At 39.4% G+C, this 20,210-nt stretch carries 18 protein-coding genes; 17 read left to right on the top strand and 1 reads right to left on the bottom strand.

The window, feature by feature from the left end:
- The first annotated feature begins 87 nt into the window (after positions 1–87).
- The 12 genes from LJY09_RS20075 (at position 88) to LJY09_RS20020 (ending at position 14,298) form a co-directional block, all read left to right on the top strand.
- Positions 88–924 (top strand): hypothetical protein, encoded by an 837-nt coding sequence (locus LJY09_RS20075; protein ID WP_228307414.1) that lies wholly within the window; start codon positions 88–90, stop codon positions 922–924.
- A 251-nt stretch (positions 925–1,175) separates the two neighbouring features.
- On the top strand, positions 1,176–1,868 hold the full coding sequence (locus LJY09_RS20070) for a copper homeostasis protein CutC (RefSeq protein WP_014458532.1): 693 nt from the start codon (positions 1,176–1,178) through the stop codon (positions 1,866–1,868).
- Positions 1,869–2,130: 262 nt separating this feature from the next.
- Complete coding sequence (locus LJY09_RS20065; protein WP_228307413.1) at positions 2,131–3,495, top strand: aspartate aminotransferase family protein; 1,365 nt, start codon at positions 2,131–2,133, stop codon at positions 3,493–3,495.
- Position 3,496: 1 nt separating this feature from the next.
- A complete protein-coding gene (locus LJY09_RS20060; protein ID WP_099331243.1) occupies positions 3,497–5,017 on the top strand; it encodes a pyridoxal phosphate-dependent decarboxylase family protein in 1,521 nt (506 codons plus the stop codon).
- Positions 4,995–6,749: an IucA/IucC family protein gene (locus tag LJY09_RS20055; RefSeq protein ID WP_028415138.1), complete on the top strand. Its 1,755-nt coding sequence runs from the start codon at positions 4,995–4,997 to the stop codon at positions 6,747–6,749. The genes LJY09_RS20060 and LJY09_RS20055 overlap by 23 nt, the downstream gene beginning before the upstream one ends.
- A complete protein-coding gene (locus LJY09_RS20050; RefSeq protein WP_028415137.1) occupies positions 6,746–7,339 on the top strand; it encodes a GNAT family N-acetyltransferase in 594 nt (197 codons plus the stop codon). Before LJY09_RS20055 ends, LJY09_RS20050 begins: the two co-directional genes overlap by 4 nt.
- Positions 7,318–8,607, top strand: coding sequence for a lysine N(6)-hydroxylase/L-ornithine N(5)-oxygenase family protein (locus LJY09_RS20045; protein WP_028415136.1), 1,290 nt, complete (start codon positions 7,318–7,320; stop codon positions 8,605–8,607). The genes LJY09_RS20050 and LJY09_RS20045 overlap by 22 nt, the downstream gene beginning before the upstream one ends.
- Positions 8,608–8,610: 3 nt before the next feature.
- A complete protein-coding gene (locus LJY09_RS20040; RefSeq protein WP_154989772.1) occupies positions 8,611–9,765 on the top strand; it encodes an MFS transporter in 1,155 nt (384 codons plus the stop codon).
- On the top strand, positions 9,762–11,567 hold the full coding sequence (locus LJY09_RS20035; protein ID WP_228307412.1) for an IucA/IucC family protein: 1,806 nt from the start codon (positions 9,762–9,764) through the stop codon (positions 11,565–11,567). Before LJY09_RS20040 ends, LJY09_RS20035 begins: the two co-directional genes overlap by 4 nt.
- Positions 11,568–11,851: 284 nt before the next feature.
- Positions 11,852–12,754, top strand: coding sequence for a formyltetrahydrofolate deformylase (purU, locus tag LJY09_RS20030; protein ID WP_028415133.1), 903 nt, complete (start codon positions 11,852–11,854; stop codon positions 12,752–12,754).
- 267 nt (positions 12,755–13,021) lie between these two features.
- Positions 13,022–13,816 carry a thymidylate synthase gene (locus LJY09_RS20025; protein ID WP_013058746.1) on the top strand — a complete coding sequence of 265 codons (795 nt, stop codon included), beginning with the start codon at positions 13,022–13,024 and terminating at the stop codon, positions 13,814–13,816.
- Positions 13,813–14,298, top strand: a complete 486-nt coding sequence (locus tag LJY09_RS20020; protein ID WP_028415131.1) for a dihydrofolate reductase — start codon at positions 13,813–13,815, stop codon at positions 14,296–14,298. Before LJY09_RS20025 ends, LJY09_RS20020 begins: the two co-directional genes overlap by 4 nt.
- A 294-nt stretch (positions 14,299–14,592) precedes the next feature.
- Here LJY09_RS20020 and LJY09_RS20015 read toward each other — a convergent pair whose 3' ends face one another.
- Complete coding sequence (locus tag LJY09_RS20015) at positions 14,593–14,811, bottom strand: hypothetical protein (RefSeq protein ID WP_028415130.1); 219 nt, start codon at positions 14,809–14,811, stop codon at positions 14,593–14,595.
- 231 nt (positions 14,812–15,042) lie between these two features.
- Between LJY09_RS20015 and ilvA the strand changes: the two genes are divergently transcribed.
- The 5 genes from ilvA to LJY09_RS19990 all read left to right on the top strand — a co-directional run bounded on the left by ilvA (position 15,043) and on the right by LJY09_RS19990 (position 20,109).
- A complete protein-coding gene (gene ilvA, locus LJY09_RS20010) occupies positions 15,043–16,314 on the top strand; it encodes a threonine ammonia-lyase IlvA (RefSeq protein WP_013084697.1) in 1,272 nt (423 codons plus the stop codon).
- Between the two features lie 161 nt (positions 16,315–16,475).
- Complete coding sequence (locus tag LJY09_RS20005) at positions 16,476–16,727, top strand: YpmP family protein (RefSeq protein WP_013058743.1); 252 nt, start codon at positions 16,476–16,478, stop codon at positions 16,725–16,727.
- Between the two features lie 169 nt (positions 16,728–16,896).
- The gene (locus LJY09_RS20000) at positions 16,897–17,739 is read left to right on the top strand and encodes a DegV family protein (protein WP_028415129.1); all 843 of its coding nucleotides are present in this window, start codon (positions 16,897–16,899) and stop codon (positions 17,737–17,739) included.
- 150 nt (positions 17,740–17,889) lie between these two features.
- Positions 17,890–19,506, top strand: a complete 1,617-nt coding sequence (locus LJY09_RS19995) for an ATP-binding protein (protein ID WP_098999602.1) — start codon at positions 17,890–17,892, stop codon at positions 19,504–19,506.
- Between the two features lie 24 nt (positions 19,507–19,530).
- A complete protein-coding gene (locus LJY09_RS19990) occupies positions 19,531–20,109 on the top strand; it encodes an SCO family protein (RefSeq protein ID WP_098999603.1) in 579 nt (192 codons plus the stop codon).
- The last annotated feature ends 101 nt before the right edge of the window (positions 20,110–20,210 follow it).

The raw sequence follows: 20,210 nt of genomic DNA, 5'->3' as shown, positions 1-20,210 counted from the left end.
AAGCCTATTTTCGTATGGACGAATTTCAGATTGATTGTAAAAAGAATAACGTAAACAGAGTAAGAGAATGGGAAGGAGCCCTTAAAAATGAGAAATTCGTATGGAATGAAACAAACCGGACAACCGATATCCAATCCATATATGCAAGCAGCACCTAAACCTGCTAAAATGCCGCCAATGCCTTCTGCAAAGGAAATGCAGGCAATGCCGATACAAGAAGGCACAAGTCAAATGCCGATGCACGGAGAAATGCCGCCGATGAAAGACGGAATGCCGCCGATGCATGGCGGAATGAGTCAAATGCCAACTATGCAAAAAGACATGAATCAAATGCCAATGTACGGAGAACTACCGCCAATGCATGGAGGGATGGATCAAATGCCGATGAAAGACGGAATGCCGCCAATGCATGGAGGGATGGGTCAAATGCCGATGCAGGGTGGAATGCCGCCAATGCACGGAGGGATGGGTCAAATGCCGATGCAGGGTGGAATGCCGCCAATGCACGAAGGAATGTGCCAAATGCCGATGCAAGGTGGAATGCCGCCAATGCACGGAGGAATGGGCCAAATGCCGATGCAAGGTGGAATGCCGCCAATGCACGGAGGAATGGGCCAAATGCCGATGCAAGGTGGAATGCCGCCAATGCACGGAGGAATGGGTCAAATGCCGATGCAAGGTGGAATGCCGCCAATGCACGGAGGAATGGGTCAAATGCCGATGCAAGGTGGAATGCCACCAATGCACGGAGGAATGGGTCAAATGTCGATGCAAGGTGGAATGCCGCCAATGCACGGAGGGATGGGTCAAATGCCGATGCATGATTGCGGATGCCGCGATTTCTCAGCACCCGTTGGTCATCAGCAGCCTCATTCTTTAAATGAGTGGATGTTCATGCAACAAACAAATCCACGCTCTTTTTAATAAATCCTTTACCCTAGATAAAAGGGATGTATTTTTGGATCTTTAGTATAAATATAGAATTTTATTAATTGAAACGTCATGAGAAAAAGAATAGTTCTTACTCTTTTTCCATGACATTCAATTTTTTGCAAATATTAATCACATCTTTTGGGTGTTTTCTTACATAAGAGAGTTTGGTAGAGTTTTTTAAGTATAAATACAGGGAAAAGAAGGCAAAAGCTCTATATTAAAGGGGAAAGGGTGTTTTTAGAATGATATTAGAAGTCACAGCTGCAACCTTACATGATGCTAAAGTTGCCCAGGAACATGGTGCCGATCGTATAAGTCTTGTAACTGGAATCGGTGAAGGCGGCTTAACCCCAAGCTACGGTTTGATGAAAAAAGTGAAAGAAACGATACATATCCCAATATTTGTGATGATCCGTCCACATAATCAATCTTTTCAATATGATGAAGATGATTTGCAAACAATGATTGAAGATATTCACTATGCAAGAGAAATTGGCATTGATGGAATTGAAATTGGCTGTTTAACAGAAGACAAAATTATCGATGAGCAAGCTTTAAAGCGACTGCTGGATGCGGCAGGAGAAATGAACGTAACGTTTCATTTAGCGTTTGATGAAATCAGTGATCAAGAAAAGGCGCTTGAAACGCTTTTAAGCTATAAGCAAATTCAGCGTGTTATGACTTCGGGAGCGGATAAAAGTGCGCTAAACGGTATTCCTCATATTAAAAAGCTGTTAAGAAGAATGAAAGATAAAGATATTATTTTAATCGGGACAAAAGGGCTGAAGCCTGAAAATCTTCAAGCGTTCTTATCCGTTACTCCCGTGAAAGAAATTCGTATTGGTTCAGGGGTTCGAGTAAATTGTCAGTATACGAAACCGCTTGACCCAAGGAGTGTAAAAGCTGCAAAAGAGACGATGAATAAACAAAAGTAACAGAAGTGCTACAAGAAATTGTAGCACTTTTTTATTTGGAAATAGAAAGGGACTTATTACATAGTTTTCCCTAATTGGAAAACAACATAAAACTCTTTTAACCCTTGATACATAAGAGAAATACTGCGTTTTTCCGACTGTAGAGTGAAATAGGAATAATTTCATATTTTCAGAATAATTATTGACAGTGATAATCATTATCATTTATTGTTGTAATTGTTAATGAAAATCATTATCAATCGAACAAACAGGAGGATATGATATGTCAACGTCAACGAAACAACTTACATCAAACGAAATGCTGCTTGCTATGCAAAATAAACGAGAATCCAATGCAAGATCTTATCCTAGACGCCTTCCTATTGCGATTAAACAGGCAAAAGGCGCCGTGATCACGGATATGGATGGAAAAGAGTATATTGATTGTTTAGCCGGAGCCGGCACACTTGCTCTTGGTCATAACCATCACGTAGTTCATGAAGCAATTCAAGACGTTTTAGCAAAATCTATTCCTTTACATACATTAGATTTAACAACGCCTGTAAAAGAAGCTTTTATCGATGAAGTGTTCGCTAGTTTGCCGGAAAATTTCGCAAACAAAGCGAAAATTCAGTTTTGCGGTCCCACTGGAGGAGACGCAATTGAAGCGGCTTTGAAACTTGTGAAAACAGCAACAGGCAACCGAACGATTTTATCTTTTCAAGGGGGATATCACGGCTCCACACACGGAACATTAAGCATCAGCGGTACAACGAGTCCAAAAAAGCACATTCATGCGCTAGTGCCAGATACACATTTTTTACCCTACCCATATGAATATCGCTGCCCTTTTGGCGTAGGTGCTGAAGGACACACGTATATTAGTACATATATTGAAAATATGCTGGATGATCCTGAAAGCGGAATTGTGACTCCAGCGGGTGTTGTAGTAGAAATTGTACAAGGAGAAGGAGGTTCTGTTCCAGCACCGATTCCGTGGTTAAAAGAGCTTCGCCGAATTACAAAAGAACGAGATATTCCGCTTATTGTGGATGAAGTTCAAACTGGAATTGGACGAACAGGAAAACTGTATGCATTTGAGCACGCTGATATCGAACCGGATGTATTAGTACTGTCTAAAGCAATTGGAGGAAGCCTTCCATTATCCGTTGTTCTGTATGATAAAAGGCTTGATCAATGGGAAGCAGGTGCACATATCGGCACCTTTAGAGGAAATCAGCTTGCAATGGCTACAGGACGGGCTACTCTGCAATTTATAAAACAAGAAAACTTACCTGCGCATGCTCACGAGTTGGGAGCCTACATTCAAAGCCAGCTAAGACATATTCAAAAGCAAGTATTGTCGATTGGGGATGTACGCGGAAGAGGTTTGATGCTGGGTGTTGAAATCATCGACGCGACAAAGCCGGCTAATAAAATCGGCAGTCATCCTGCAAACGGTGAGTTAGCTAAGCTGATTCAAAAAGAATGTTTTGACAGAGGCGTCATTTTAGAAGTCGGTGGAAGGCATGGTGCTGTTATTCGTTTGCTTCCTCCATTAATTTTAACAAAACAACAAACGGATGAAATATTAACGAAATTTGAAGAAGCGGTAAAAGCAGCAGAAGAGAAGTGGGTGAATAAATAGAATGGCACCGTTTGAAAAGTGGTTTTTATCATCAACAAAGGAAAGCCTCGAGAATTATGAAGCGATGATAGGCGGAATGACTGAGATGATCAAACGTCACTACTATGAATTAAAGTCCGCTTATACTCACATCGACGTTGAAGAGCTGTCAAACTTAGTCAATCGTTCTGTCTATTTTAGCAAGCACGAACAGCCGCTAGAAGATTTATTTGATAACGTACAAGCAGTAGTGATGAATCATTCGCTTCATATTTCGCATCCCGGAGCAATGGCGCACTTGCATTGCCCTCCGATTATACCGGCTCTTGCTGCGGAAGTGATGATTTCTGCTTTGAATCAATCTATGGACTCGTGGGATCAAAGTCCGGCAGCTACGTATATAGAAGATAAAGTGATTGATGAGTTAACACAACAAATTGGTTATCCAAGCTCATCTTCAGGCATTTTTACAAGCGGAGGGACGCAGTCAAATTATATGGGACTCCTGCTTGCTCGTAATGAATATTGCCATTCTGCCTTTTCAATGGATGTTAGTAAAGAAGGCTTACCGTTCCAAGCTAAAAAACTGCGGATTTTCTGCTCGGAAAAAGCGCACTTTACGGTGCAACAATCTGCAGCTCAGCTTGGGCTGGGCATGCGTGCAGTGGTGAGTGTAAAGTGCAATGAGCAGCATGAAATGGATATAAAAAGCTTAGAAGAAGCAATACAGGAAGTGAAAGCTCAGGGCAACCTTCCCTTTGCTATTGTAGCAACGGCAGGTACAACAGATTTTGGGAGCGTAGATCCTCTTTTTGAAATAAGTGAGCTTGCTAAAAAAGAAGGGCTCTGGCTCCATGCTGACGCCGCTTATGGAGGAGCGCTGCTATTTTCGCATAAATATCGTGAACGCTTAAAAGCTCTTGAACGAGCAGATTCTATTACGATGGATTTTCATAAATGGTTTTATCAGCCTGTAAGCTGCGGAGCATTTTTGCTGAAAAATTCAGCTATGTTTAAACACATTCAGCTTCATGCAGATTATTTAAATCCTGAAGAAGATGAGCATGTGCACTTAGTAGACCGCAGCATTCAAACGACAAAGCGGTTTGACGCCTTGAAGCTCTGGCTTACTTTCGGTGCAGTAGGTGCAAATGAATACGGAGAAATGGTTGACCACACGATTGAAACTGCTAAGCAAACAGCTGACTACTTACAAAAACAAAGGAATGTAGAAGTGTTAAATGACCCTTATATGAACGCGGTTGTCTTTCGCTATGTACCAGATATTTTATATAGTGATTGTCAAAAGCAGCAGCATTATGAAAATAGGTTGAATCAGCTTATTCAGCAGCACTTATACGAAAAAGGCACGTTTATCATGGCAAAAACAAAGCATAAAGAACGAGTCTATTTAAAACTAACGATGTTAAATCCTATGATTACATTTGATTCTGTTGTCACTCATTTAGAGGAAGTTGTTGCTTTAGGCAAACAGTTGGAGAAAAAGGAGGAGCGATTACGTGAACGCTCAGTTATCGGCTAATTTTATTACGATGCAAAACATTATTAATTGCTATATTCGAGAGACAGGTAAGGGAGTATGGCAGTCCGTTTCAGAAATAAAAAGTGAGGAAACGCTCGTTCTTAGACTAGAAAAACAGCCGGTAACTCTTTACTTTCCAGTAAAGTACCGCTCAGCCACCGGACGTCACTTGTTCTTTTCAAACTTTTCTTATCGTATTCAGCAAGAGGAGATTAAGGAGTTAGATATCGTCACTCTTTTGGCCTTTCTTTTAAAAGAAGTAACGGATCATTTAGTACAAGTAAATGAGCTAATTATACGTGTTCTATTAAGCTATGAAAATATGAAATTATTCATTGAAAAAAGGCAGAAAGAGTTAGAAACGTGCTATAAATGGGACAAAACGTTCTTAGAATCTGAACAGTCCCTGCTTATTGGGCACCAGCTGCATCCAACACCTAAAAGCCGCCAAGGGATATTACCTGAAGAAGAAGAGGTATTTGGACCTGAAGTGAACGGGGAATTTCAGCTTCATTATTTTAAAGCGCATGCATCTCTCGTTGCAGAACAGTCCGCTGGAAATCAAACCGCTTCACAGCTTATTAAAGAGCAGCTGAAAAAAGATAAGACGGTTTCTGAAGAATTCATACAGTCTTATTGCCAAGCGGACGATTATTCACTTATACCTATGCATCCGCTACAAGCTCGTTATCTTTTAGGAAAAGAAGAAGTGTGCCAATGGATTCAAAAAGGCAGGCTTGCTTATCTAGGGCCACACGGTCAGCCGTTTTATCCGACTTCGTCTGTTCGAACCGTATACAGTAACAATGCAGATGTGATGTATAAATTTTCCATTCCGGTAAAAATCACTAATTCACTGAGAGTGAACAAACGCAAAGAATTAAGCAGAGGGGTAGAAGTTAGCCGTTTATTGCAAAAGGGATTACAGGCGGAGCTTCACGAAAATCATCCGGCTTTTCAAGTAATTGAAGACCCTGCTTACATCACGCTTGGAGAAAAGGAGCTTGGATTTGAAGTTATGATTCGAAGCAATCCTTTTCAAGGTAAGCAAGGGGATCGTACAACACTTCTAGCCAGTTTGTGTCAAGATCATGTGTTTGGAGAAGCTTCTCAAATTGAAAATATTATTCATCACATTGCTGCAAGTGAAAATAGCACGACTGAAGATGTAAGCAAGCGCTGGTTTAAACGCTATTTAGACGTATCTTTTCATCCTATGATGTGGCTTTACACTCAAAAAGGAATTGCGCTGGAAGCTCATCAGCAAAACTCCGTTATTAAACTTGATGAAAACGGATATCCATCGGTGTTTTACTACCGCGATAACCAAGGCTATTACTTTATGAAATCAAAGGAACAAGAGCTTCGCAAGCTGCTTCCTTCCTTAAACGGAGAAAGCGATACGGTCTGTGATGACGCTGTAGCAGAAGAAAGATTTCGTTATTACGTATTTTTTAATCATATTTTAGGATTAGTTAACGCTTTTGGTGCAGCTGGCCTCGCTCAAGAATCAGATCTGCTATTGATTTTGCGACAAGAGATCGAGATGTACAAAGAAAATGATCATACAGGGCTTGTTTCATCAATGTTAGAAGAGAAAGTGCTTCCTTGCAAAGCCAACTTCTTAACGCGCGTTCATGATATGGATGAGCTGGTAGGATCTCTTGAAACACAGTCTGTTTATGTAAATGTCGAGAATCCATTGTTCGAATCTGCAGGTGTACGTGTATGAAATCAGCCTTGCAAACGCAGTATCCATTTATGATTCAGCAAAAGGAGCAGAGCATTACCTTTCGCTCTGTTTCTTTTGCAAAAGATTTCGAACGGCTGTACAAGTGGATGCATGAACCGCATGTTATTCCGTATTGGAATTTAAATATTTCAAAACAGGCGTACGAGCAGCATTTAAAAACATTTCTAGCTGATTCTCATCAAAAGCTGCTAATCGGAGAAATTGATGGTGTACCTATGAGCTATTGGGAATCTTATATGGTTGAAGGTGACATAATCAGTAACTATTATCCTTATGAAAAAGGAGATCAAGGAATTCATTTATTGATTGGAGAACCTGCTTTTTTAGGAAAAGGCTATATTTATCCGCTCCTTCTTAGTTTGCTAAAGCATAAGTTTAACGTAGCAGACACTGCTAAAGTAATAGCGGAGCCAGATAGACGAAATGAAAAAATGATTGCAGTATTTAAAAAATGCGGGTTTCAATTCATGAAAGAAGTGTCGCTGCCTGATAAAACGGGTGTACTGATGAAATGTGAAAGAGAAGTATTTGAAAGAAGGTGGAGCGAATGGAACAACGGGACATTTTAGACGTAATTGGAGTAGGAGTTGGTCCATTTAATTTAGGATTAGCCGCTTTAATTGATAAAAAAGATTGTACATATAAATGTTTTGAACAAAAGGATGAGTTTAATTGGCATCCAGGAATGCTTTTAGAAGGGACAACACTTCAAGTGCCGTTTATGGCAGATGTGGTCACGATGGTGGATCCGAAGAGTCCATACACGTTCTTAAATTATTTGCATGAGCATGAGCGCTTGTATCAGTTTTATTTCTTTGAAAAGTTTCATATTCCGAGAAATGAATACAATCACTATTGCCGCTGGGTAGCGAGCCAGCTGAGTGGGCTTGAATTTAACAGCACAGTAAAAGAAGTAAAAATGCATGAAGACGCTAAGCCTTACTACGAAGTAACAGTTGAAAAAGAAGGAAAGCTTTATACCTATTACAGCTATCATCTTGTTACTGGAGTAGGTACGCAGCCCGTAGTGCCAAGAGACTTTCAAACAGTGGCAAGCGATACGTTTTATCACTCCGCTCATTACAAAATGAAGCGTCAGCAAACGCTGCAGGCTAAAAGCATAACCGTAATTGGCTCTGGTCAAAGTGCAGCTGAAATTGTCTATGATTTACTTCAACAGCAGCCTGAGTTTGAGTATAAGCTGAATTGGTATACGCGCTCAAAAGGTTTTTATCCAATGGAATATTCAAAGCTTGGCCTTGAACATTTTTCACCGGATTATACCCGCTATTTTTACAGATTGCCCGAAGAGAAAAAAGAGAGCGTTTTACGAAATCAAGCTCTCCTCTATAAAGGAATAAGCTTTGAAACAATCGGGAATATTTATGATTTGATTTACGAACGAACAATTGGAGGAAAAGAAGTGCCTCTAACGATGCGCGCGCTTACGGAACTTGCAGGCGTTGAAAAGATAAACGATACACATCTTCTGACTCTTCACCAATACGAGCAGGACTCATTTGAAAAAGAAGAAAGTGAAATTGTCATTATGGCTACTGGCTATCATGCAAAAGAGCCTGCTTTTATGGAAGGTTTAAAAGAACATGTACTATTCGATGAAAAAGGCCAGCTGAAAATTAACGAACGCTATCAAGTTGAGATGAAGAAGAAAGGAGCCCCGCTATTTGTGCAAAACGGAGAGCTTCATACACACGGAGTTGGAGCACCGGACTTAGGTTTAGGCGCTTATCGCAATGCTGTTTTGATTAACCAAATTGCAGGCAAAAGCGTGTACAAAATATATAAAAATACTGTTTTCCAAAAGTTCGGATTTTAAGAAATGATTTCTCCGCGCTTTGTTTTTATCTGCTTGTTTATGACCATGACGTCAGAAGTATTATTATCACCATTTTATCCACAGTATTTTACACATGCATTTCATGTAGATGGAGTGGCGATGACGTCTTTTTTCATTATTTGCTGCCGGATTGTGGTCATTGTTATGACACCTTTATGGGGAATGCTGTTTAAGAAATGGAACGTAAAATATGTAGTTGTAACGTCACTTTTAATGACGGCCTTAATTAAAGTCATTTTGAGCGAAGTTTCTACTTTTTATGGATTTTTAGCTACTTCCTTAGTGCTGCTCCTATTTCAAAGCAGTTTATATCTTTTGTACCCCTATTTAGTAGGCGGCATGAAAAAAGGACAGAAAAAGGCAAGTGCTGCAACAACGTATGTATTTATTGTTCATACGGCGATTATTGTCGCTAGCTTGTTTGGAAGTACGGTTATTGCATGGGAAATGCCGCTTAACGTATATCAATACTTTGCTTTAATTGATATGGTACTGGCCGTATGGCTCTTAACAAGAAAAGCATTACCTTTAAAAGCAGAAAAAACGCCATCCATTCAAAGCATAAACGAGCCCATCTTTTTTTATTTGCTGGCGATTTTCTTTTTTTACCTTGGGCACAATGTCATTCGCCCTTATTTTACATTGTTTACACATGAAACATATGGCATGAGCAGTCAAGGCAGCGCTTTGCTGTATGCGATGCCGAGTATTATGGCGATTGTCTTAAAGCTTACGGTACCTACCAAACTATTGAACGGCAACGTTATACCGCTTTTTTATGGCATAACGGGTGCTAGTGTTTTGGTGCTGTGTTTGCAGGCATATGCTGATCATCTCAGCGTGTTTATTATCAGCCGAATTTTATATGGAGCCGGGTTTTATCTCAGCATGGTTATACTGGATATCTATTTATTTCGAAAAAGTAAAGAAGCGGCTGCTTACTATTACAGCTGGCTTATTGCTGTTCAAAATATCGCTCTGCTGATTGCACCGATTGTAGCATTAGAAATCAGCAAAGTGGATTTGGCATTTCCTTTAGTAGCGGGAGCAGCTGCTTTGCTAGCTGCTAGCGCTGTAATGCCGCTGCGTAATAAAACAATCCCTATTCTAAGACAAGTAAAGGAGAATGAAGGATGAAAATCAAAGAAACGAATCTTTCCGTATTTAATAAGCAATCATGGGAAAAAGCAAATCGACAGCTTTTAGCTAAAATGCTGCAGGAATTTATGTATGAAAATATTATTGAGCCAAAACAGCTGCAAAAGCAGGGTGCGCTTGCCACGTATCGATGGGAAGATCACCGGGGCGTTACGTATACATATCAAGCGAAACAACGATTGTTTGACAGTTTTTCTGTACTACCAGAAAGTATTAAGTTGACATCTAAAACGTCAACCCCTACATTTTCGGAGGCCTTGCAGCTGTTAATTAGCCTATCTGAAGACAAAGGAATGTCTAGCTCAACCGCAGGTCACTTAGCAAAAGAATATTTTCATACATTAATAGCAGATTTGCATTTACAAAATCGAAAATCAGCTGATGAATTAGCAGATATGGATTACGCAGAGCTAGAAGGTGAAATGACGGGACATCCTTGGATTACGTATAATAAAGGGCGCATTGGGTTTGGTTATGATGACTATCTTCGGTTTGCGCCTGAGCAAAAACAAGAAATTCAGCTTTCATGGATTGCTGTAGAGAAGCAAATTGCTTCATTTCATTCGTTGGATACCCTCGGCTTTGATGATGTTATGAAGCAGGAGCTAAGCGGTGAGAGGCTAGCTGAATTTGAAAAAGAATTAACAAGCCAAGGCCTTTCGAAAGCGGACTATTATTATATTCCCGTTCATGAATGGCAGTGGATGAACGTAATTGTTCCTTTATTCGCTGAATACATTGCAAATGATTTAATTGTTCCGTTAGGAGAAGGTGAAGATCAATACTTTCCTCAGCAGTCGATTCGGACATTTGTGAATACAACAAATCGAGATAAATATCATGTAAAGCTTCCCATGAGTATATTAAATACCCTTGTATACAGAGGGCTTCCAAGTGAGCGGACGGTCATTGCACCTCAAGTCACTCAGCACATTAAAGGCATACGAGATCGCGATGCGTTTTTAAAAGATACGTGCAAAGTAGGACTTTTAGGTGAAGTGGCTACGTTAAACATAACTCAGCCGACGTTCGCTTCTATTAAAAATGCGCCTTATCAGTATCTAGAGATGCTTGGAGTCGTTTGGCGTGAAAGCATTTATCAAGAGCTAGAAGAAGGAGAGCATGCGATTACGCTAGCTGCGCTTTTACATGTTGACAGTAAAGGGAAAGCTTTAGTTTCGTCATATATTGAAAAGTCAGGCTTAACTCCTAACGAGTGGATTGATGCGCTAACCAGCGCTGTGTTGCCGCCGCTACTTCATTACTTGTATCAATACGGCACTGTATTTTCCCCGCACGGTCAAAATACGGTACTGGTTCTTAAAAACAACAAGCCCGTTCGAATTATTATGAAGGATTTTGTAGACGACGTGAATATTAGCGATCAGCCGTTTGAAGAACTGCAGCAGCTATCTTTTGAATTAAAAGAAGTGCTGCGCAGCGAAGAGCCGGAAGGATTGACGCAGTTTATTTTAACAGGGTTATTTGTTTGTCACTTCCGCTATTTAGCAAGCATCTTAGAAGAGCATGAAGGTGTAGAAGAAGAGGACTTTTGGAAAAGTGTACGAGCAGAAATCTTGCATTATCAAGCATCATTTCCACATTTGAAAAAACGATTTGAACTGTTTGATTTATTACGTCCAACCATTACGAAATTAACGTTAAATCGAAATCGAATGTTTGATTACGGATACGAAGATGACGGAGATCGTCCTCACGCAAGCGAATATGGTACGGTGAGGAATGCCTTGCATGAAGTTAGTGAAAAAGCCGTGCAATAATAAGGAAAAGCCGCTGGTGTTGTGCCAGCGGCTTTTTATGGTTAATTCAAAAGCAGGAAGCGAAGGGGATGAGCTGCAGCACTTTAGGAAACACTCATTTTATGTATGTGTAGAACGTAAAGATCAGTGAATGAACGATTTGATGGAGTAGATGGTAGAACAACAAATACGCAAGCCGAAGCAAACGTTTCGGCTTTCTTTTGTCAAAGCCTTATTTCAATGTCGCATCGCTACAAGGATAATGGTACAATTGTCTGTATATTTAAAAAAAGAGAGGGAATTACATGAAATCGCATATTCAAAAACATTTAACTTCATATAAAGAGAAATATAAAAACCGAGGTCGGCTGCTAATTAGCTGTCCGGACAAACCGGGTATTGTAGCCGCTGTGTCTACGTTTTTACATGAGCACGGTGCAAATATTGTAGAATCAAGTCAACATTCAACAAACCATGAAGGCGGCATGTTTTTTATCCGTTTCGAATTTGAATGTGAGGATTTATTAGCTAAAGAAGTAAAGCTAGAAGAAAGCTTCAAAAAGATTGCCGATACATTTTCGATGAACTGGCAGTTTACATATGCTCATAATTTGAAAAAAACAGCTATTTTTGTGTCAAAAGAGCCTCACTGTCTGCTAGAGCTGCTGTGGGCGTGGGAAAGCGGAGACTTGATGACAGACATCGCTGTCGTTGTAAGCAATCACGAAGATGCGCGCGAAGTAGTTGAATCGTTTGGCATTCCATTTAAGCATATACCAGCGACAAAAGACATTCGTCAAGAAGCAGAAGCAAAACAGCTTCAAGTATTAAAAGATTATGATATTGATGTAATTATTTTAGCGCGTTATATGCAAATTTTAACGCCGACCTTTGTGGCTGAAAATCCGTATCGCATTATTAATATTCACCATTCATTCTTACCGGCATTCATTGGAGCACGTCCATATGAACGTGCATATCAACGAGGCGTAAAATTAATTGGTGCTACGTCTCACTATGTAACGGACGACTTGGATGAAGGACCAATTATTGAACAAGATATTGAACGCGTGAATCACCGTGATGATGCGGATGACTTAAAGAAAAAAGGCCGCTTAATTGAACGTACGGTGCTTGCACGCGCTGTGAAATGGCACTTAGAAGACCGCATTTTAGTGCATGAAAACCGCACAATTGTATTTAATTAACAAAGACTAAGCTGTTAAAAAGTAGTTTAGCCGAAGGAAGATCCGAACGATGAATCGAGATTCTTGAGAGAGAATGAAATTCGTTCGGATTTTTTTATGGTCATGGTAAACGTAGGTTTCATTAGGTCTCATTCTCGTTTTTTTTCGGGGAAATCGCGTACCTACATGATAAAGAACTTTTCTATATGAGCTGAGATTTAGTTGTTTACTTAGCCCGTGAACACTTATACAATAGAAAAGGACTTTTTAATAAAGGAAGTGTCGGAAGTGAAACAATATCTTGAACTTTGCGAGCATGTGTTAGCAAATGGAACAAAAAAAGAAGATCGGACAGGAACAGGTACAATTAGCACATTTGGCTATCAAATGCGTTTTAATTTACAAGAAGGTTTCCCGGTATTAACGACAAAAAAACTTCATTTGAAATCAATTATTCATGAACTGCTTTGGTTTTTACAAGGAGATACAAACGTTAAGTATTTACAAGATAACGGCGTGCGCATTTGGAATGAATGGGCGGATGAAAACGGCGAGCTTGGCCCTGTATATGGTCATCAGTGGCGTTCATGGCCAACGCCGGACGGCGAAAAAATTGATCAAATTACAAATGTTATTAATCAAATCAAAAACAATCCTGATTCGCGCCGCTTAATGGTAAGCGCCTGGAATGTATCTGATGTAGACAATATGGCTTTGCCGCCTTGTCACTGCTTATTTCAGTTTTATGTAGCGGACGGCAAATTGTCTTGTCAATTGTATCAGCGCTCAGCTGATATTTTCCTAGGCGTACCGTTTAATATAGCTTCATATGCGCTGCTTACAATGATGGTGGCACAAGTGTGTGATTTAGAGCCAGGTGATTTTGTTCATACGTTTGGTGATGCGCATATCTACAGCAATCACATCGAACAAGTAAACCTGCAGTTGACGCGCGAGCCTCATGCATTACCAAAAATGAAAATCAATCCAGACGTAAAATCAATTTTTGACTTTAAATTTGAAGACTTTGAATTAGTAGATTATAATGCGCATCCTCACATTAAAGGAGCTGTGAGCGTATGATTTCCCTCATTGTCGCAATGGATCAAAATAGGCTGATCGGTAAAGAGAATGATTTGCCATGGCGTCTTCCGGAAGATTTAAAGTATTTCAAGCGCATCACAACGAGTCATACGATTGTAATGGGAAGAAAAACATTTGAATCAATTGGACGACCGCTCCCTAATCGCGAAAATGTGGTTCTTACGCGTCAAAAAGATTATCAGCAAGAAGGAGCAACCGTTATTCATTCAGTTGAGGAACTAGAAGCATTAGATGCTGAAAAAGAAGACGAGCTCTTTGTGATTGGTGGAGCTACTCTGTATGAGCAAACATTAGACGTTGCAAACCGACTTTATATTACGCATATTGAAGAATCTTTTGACGGCGATACACATTTTCCTGCGATTGATTTGAGCGAATGGAAAGTTATTTCGAAGCAGCAAGGAATTAAAGATGAAAAAAATCCCTACACGTATTATTTTACCGTATACGAGCGAAGCTGATTTCCCTTATTAAAAAAATGCGAGTCTGGGACAAAAGTATGGTAGTTGAAGAAAGATCCGAACGATTCATCGTTCGGATCTTTCTTTGTGATGGTGAACGTAGGTTTCATGTCTGTAGGTGCTTTTAGCAGTTGATTGGAGGGCAAGGCGAAGACTCAGGCGGGAGCGGAAGCAATGAGGAGGCTCACCGCCCGCGGAAAGCGAAGTCTTGCACGGAAATCAACTGCGGTGTAAAAACCGATTCATATTAGACGTCTTTAGGTGGGGTCTATTTCGTTATGTCTCAATCTCTTTTTATATTGATTTTAATTGCTTCATCATTTCGTGAAAAGCGGCTGTGCTAACAAACTGTTCAGCGCTCCAGTTTGCTTCAATCCATTGAATCAGCTCGCTTGGTGTATTAAAAACTTCTCCGCTTGTATCTGCTTTGCGAAGCATATATCTACCGTTTTCTTCATCTGCAACTACTTCGCACGGAATGGCACTTTCATAACTTTGAAGTGAAAACTCCATTTATTCCACAACCTTTCTTAATTTATACCTGTTATAGCATCAGCTGCATGTAGAAAGTATGGGCAATTTTGTAAGTCTATTTAGCGTTTGCTAAACATATGTAAAGTATGTGGACAGTAAAATAGTTAGAAAAGTTTTTTTAGTCATTATTAATGAAAAATAATGATTTTTCTAAATTTTATGTGATATAATGTACAAATTAATAATGGTAGAAGAGGAAGGAAGTTGGTTATGAAACAACAAGTAGATAATCGAACAAAACACGTACATTTAGAGGACATCATGATTGCAAATCAATTGATTAAAGATGTTGTTGTGCATACACCACTACAGCGTAATGACGTTTTGTCTGAACGATATGAATGTAATATTTATTTAAAACGTGAGGATTTACAGGTGGTGCGCTCATTTAAAATCCGCGGTGCGTACAATCGAATCAAAAAGTTATCCCCAGAAGAATTAGAAAATGGAATTGCCTGTGCAAGTGCAGGAAACCACGCACAAGGTGTAGCATATGCGTGCCGTCATTTAAATATCGATGGTAAAATCTTTATGCCGAGCACAACGCCACGCCAAAAAATTAATCAAGTGAAATTTCTAGGCAAAGATAACGTAAAGGTCGTACTAATCGGAGATACGTTTGATGATTCTTATGAACAAGCTATTGCATGCAGTGAAGAGGAGCATCGAACATTTATTCATCCATTTAATGATGTAGACGTTATTGCAGGACAGGGTACAGTAGCCGTTGAAATGTTCAATGACTGTGAAGATGAAATTGACTACGTATTTGCGGGTATCGGCGGGGGCGGATTAATTTCCGGTGTCGGCACATACGTAAAAAGCATCTCGCCTCAAACAGCTGTGATTGGGGTAGAACCAGCAGGCGCGCCTGGTATGCAGACATCTTTAGCAAATGGAAATGTAGTGACGCTACCGGCAATCGATCCATTTGTAGACGGAGCGGCTGTTAAAACAGTTGGAACGCTTCCGTATGACATCAGTAAAGAGCTTGTGGACGATATTGTAGTTGTTCCTGAAGGCAAGGTTTGCACAACCATTTTATCTCTATACAATGAAAATGCGATTGTAGCAGAACCAGCAGGAGCTCTTTCGATTGCTGCTCTTGACTCATACCGTGAGCAAATTAAAGGAAAAACGGTTGTTTGCGTCATCAGCGGAGGCAACAATGACATTGGACGTATGCAAGAAATCAAAGAACGTTCGATGATTTATGAAGGATTACAGCATTATTTTATCGTTAACTTCCCTCAGCGCGCAGGAGCTCTTCGTGAATTTTTAGACGAAGTGCTTGGACCGACAGACGATATTTCGCGCTTTGAGTATACGAAAAAGAATAACAAAGACAGCGGGCCTGCACTTGTGGGAATCGAGCTTAAGCATAAAGAAGATTATTATCCACTAATTAATCGTATGGATAAAAAAGGATTTCCTTACACAGAAATTAATAAAGAAAGCAACTTGTTTCACTTATTTATTTAAATAGAAGGTCGTTTTAAAAAGGAATGCTTCATCAACTGTCGAATAAGTTGATGAAGCATTTTTATTTTAAAAAATATTTGTGTTTTCTTTTTATTTTATCAAGACAGAAAGTACCTCAAGCATTATAATAAAATAAACGGGTAAAAAGAGGGTTGATCGCCTTGCTATTAAAAAGCCTTGAATTTAAACATGTCAGTGGTCAAAAAGTAAAAATTACTGAAATTCCAGTTTTAGAGGAAAATAGCACGTTTCGGTTCATGTTATCTGCAAAACTTGATTTATTTATTAGACAAATCACGAACGAATCAGTTCCGAAGCAAACCTACTCGTTTCAAGAATATTTAAAACGCGTGCTGAAATGGAAAGATTACGAACAGCTCTTTAAGTCTCATGTATTAAAGCATAATGCATAAACGTAAAAGTTGACTTTTCTGAATATTTCAGCAGAGTCAACTTTTTTTGTTGATCTAAAAGGTTGAACATGCATTTTACGAATTAGCAAAACTTGCATTCTATTATAACTATATTGTTGTAAGCGTTCATGTTATACTAGTCTGCAATGCATCTTATAGGGGTGAACACATGTCGAAAATTAAAGTGGTAACGGATTCAACAATTGATTTAACGTTGGAAGAAGCTGAAAAATACGGTATTGAGATGATACCTTTATGTATTAATATTGATAATGAAACATATTTGGATCGCGTGGAATTAACGCCGACAGATTTTATTGAAAAAATGAAAAATTCAAAAGAATTACCAAAAAGCTCTCAGCCGGCTATTGGTTCTTTTGTTGAAGTATATGAACGATTAGTGAGTGAAGGGTATGACGTCATTTCCATTCATATGACTGGAGGAATGAGCGGAACCGTTCGAGCAGCTGAAAGCGCGGCTCAAATGGTAGAAGGAAATATCACCGTTGTCGATTCTATGTACATTACAAAAGCTCTTTCGTTTCAAGTCTTTGAAGCGGTGAAAATGATTGAAGAGGGGCATACGGTAGAAGAAATTGTCGCGCGCTTGGAAGAGGTGCGTCAAAATACGAATCTTTTTGTCGTAGTCGATACGCTTGAAAATTTGGTTAAAGGTGGACGTATTGGACGTGGAAAAGGGCTAATCGGTTCTCTTTTAAATATTAAGCCAATTGCTTCCCTAGCTGACGGAGTATATACTCCTGTTGCTAAAGTGCGCAGTCATTCTCAAATTGTTAAGTTTTTAACGAAGCAGTTCGAAGAGCATACAGAAGGAAAAAGTATTAAAGGAGTAGGGCTTGTACATGCAGATGGACTTGGGCTCGCTTCTAAGCTAAAAGAATCAATCGTGAAGGCAAGAGGCTATACGCAATTTTCGATTGAAGATACGACGCCTATTATCTCGACGCATACGGGTATTGGTGCAATTGGTTTTATGTATTTTGCTGAATAAAGTGAGTTGCTTTTTGCAAGTCACTTTTTTGGCTTTCTCTTTTTTGGAAAAAGGAGAAAGAGAAGTGGACGAACGTGTGATATAATAGAATCAACTTTCTACCAGCGAATGCTGTGCTGGTTACTATTCTTTTGAATCCGGAGTATACCGATGAAAAAATATATTCGAAATTTGAGTGTGTTTAACAAAACGGTTTTATTTTCTACTTTAATTGTAGTTGCCCTTGGAGTCATTTCTTTAGCCATTAGCTATCAAGTTCAAAAAAAAATGGCGAAAGAGACGTTAACGCAGCATGTGTTAATTATGGCCGATTTATGGAGGGAGTCTTTATCTAAACAAGACGTAATAGCAGCAGTGGATTCAAGGAACGGGCCGATTCCTGAAAAAGACGAGCTAGAAAAGCAGTTCAGAAAGATTTATGAATTGCATCCGTCGTACTTGCAGGGATATATTATGACGACCGAAAAATTCAAATCGCATGGAAATAAGATTATCGTAACAGCGAATAAGAAAATTAAGCAATCGCTAGAGCCGTCCATGATTTATTATGGGGGAGAAGAATTTTACAAATCATTTAAGGAAGCAGAACGAAAAAAGAAAAATATCGTAACATCTACATACAAAGACGAATTCGGGACGTGGATAACCGTTTTATCGCCTATTACAAACAGCTCTGGAAAAGTTGTGGCTATTCTTGGTGTAGATGTAGATGCAAGCGCTATCTATATCTATCAAAAACGTTTAATTGTGTCTTTGGTCGTTGCGTTTACGCTTCTGTTTACCTTCATTATTGTGATTCAAGACTGGGGACTAAGGCGATTAATGTCGCCCCTTGGGGAATTAATAGAAGGAATTCAAGCGGTGAGTCAAGGGAAATTTGATGTGAAGCTGACACACGAAGATGATTCTGAGTTAGGGAATGTACACACAAGATTTAATGAAATGACCGAGCGGCTGCAGCAGCTTTTTCATCAAGTGTCAGTAACAAAAGAACACCTGAATGTAGAAACAGATCTCAGTCATACAAAAGACGGAATTACCAAAGCGATTGATGAATTGGAAGTTATTATGGAAAAAACGAGGATGCAAAAGGAATTGCAGCGAGCGGAGAAAATGAATGCAATTGGCCAATTAGCTGCTTCTGTAGCGCATGAAATTCGAAATCCTATGACGGTGGTAAAAGGGTTTTTGCAGCTGTTTCAAGATAACACAAAGCTTTCAAACACTGAATTAAGTTACATTCATCTTATGATTAATGAAATGGACAGAGCAGAAGCGATTATTCATGACTATTTATCGTTAGCCAAGCCGGATGTTCACCAGCATCGTTTTATTAACTGCTTGGAGTGTATTACAAGCTTAGTAGATTTATTATCTTCTTATGCTTTATTAACAAACAATATACTCATAGAATTAGACGCAAAAGAAGAGATGTATGTTTGCGGCAGCCGAAACGAATTGAATCAAGTTCTGCTTAATATTATGAAAAATGGAATTGAAGCCATGAGAGCTGGGGGAACGCTTCGAGTGGGGCTTTACAAGCGAGAAGGGCATGTACATATTCAAATTGAAGATACTGGTATAGGCATGACCAGTGAACAAGTGAACCGGCTAGGAACAGCGTTTTATTCTTTAAAAGAAAAAGGAACAGGGATTGGTCTGATGGTTTCTTATCAACTGGTGGAACAAATGAATGGAAGAATTGAAGTGGAAAGCATACCAGGAAAAGGTTCAACGTTTATCTTGATTTTCCCTAGCTATGACTAAACTTTAACCGTGCAGGAGGAACATATGAAAAGCTGGTCTTATAAATTGTTTTTTTTACTGCTTATTAGTTACATGATGTTAACAGCCTGTGGTTCCAAAATAGAAAATCCGCTTAATTGGAAGATGGACTCTTTTTCTTATGTTAACCAAGATCAAAAGAAAGTAGGGCTAAGTCAGCTGAAAGGGAACGTTTGGGTAGCTAACTTTATCTTCACAAGCTGCGAAACCGTATGTCCCCCAATGACGGCTCATATGGCTAAATTACAAAAAATGGCTAAGGATGAAGGCCTGGACGTTCGCTTTGTTTCATTTAGCGTAGACCCTGAAGTGGACACTCCTCAGAAAATGAAGGACTATGCGACTAAATTTGGCGCTGATTTTTCGAATTGGGATTTCTTAACGGGCTATAAACAAGCGGAAATTGAAAAGTTTGCGCTGGATCAATTTAAGATGATTGTGAAAAAGCCGCAAGAAGATCCGCAGGTTATTCACGGTACGTATTTTTTTCTAATTGACAAAGATGGAGTGGTTCAAAAATCTTATCAGGGAGTGACTGATCCTCCTTATGATGATATGATAAAAGATATTAAAACCCTTCAGTAAGAGCTATAAAATCGTCAAATCTATCCGCCAAACACAGCTATCTTTACAGCGATGTGTGAGCGGATATTTTTATGAAAGAAACATGCTTATCCTTTTTTTTA

The sequence above is a fragment of the Priestia sp. J2 genome (assembly GCF_020790095.1).
Classification (GTDB): domain Bacteria; phylum Bacillota; class Bacilli; order Bacillales; family Bacillaceae_H; genus Priestia; species Priestia zanthoxyli.
This window is presented reverse-complemented; position numbering and strand designations above follow the sequence as displayed.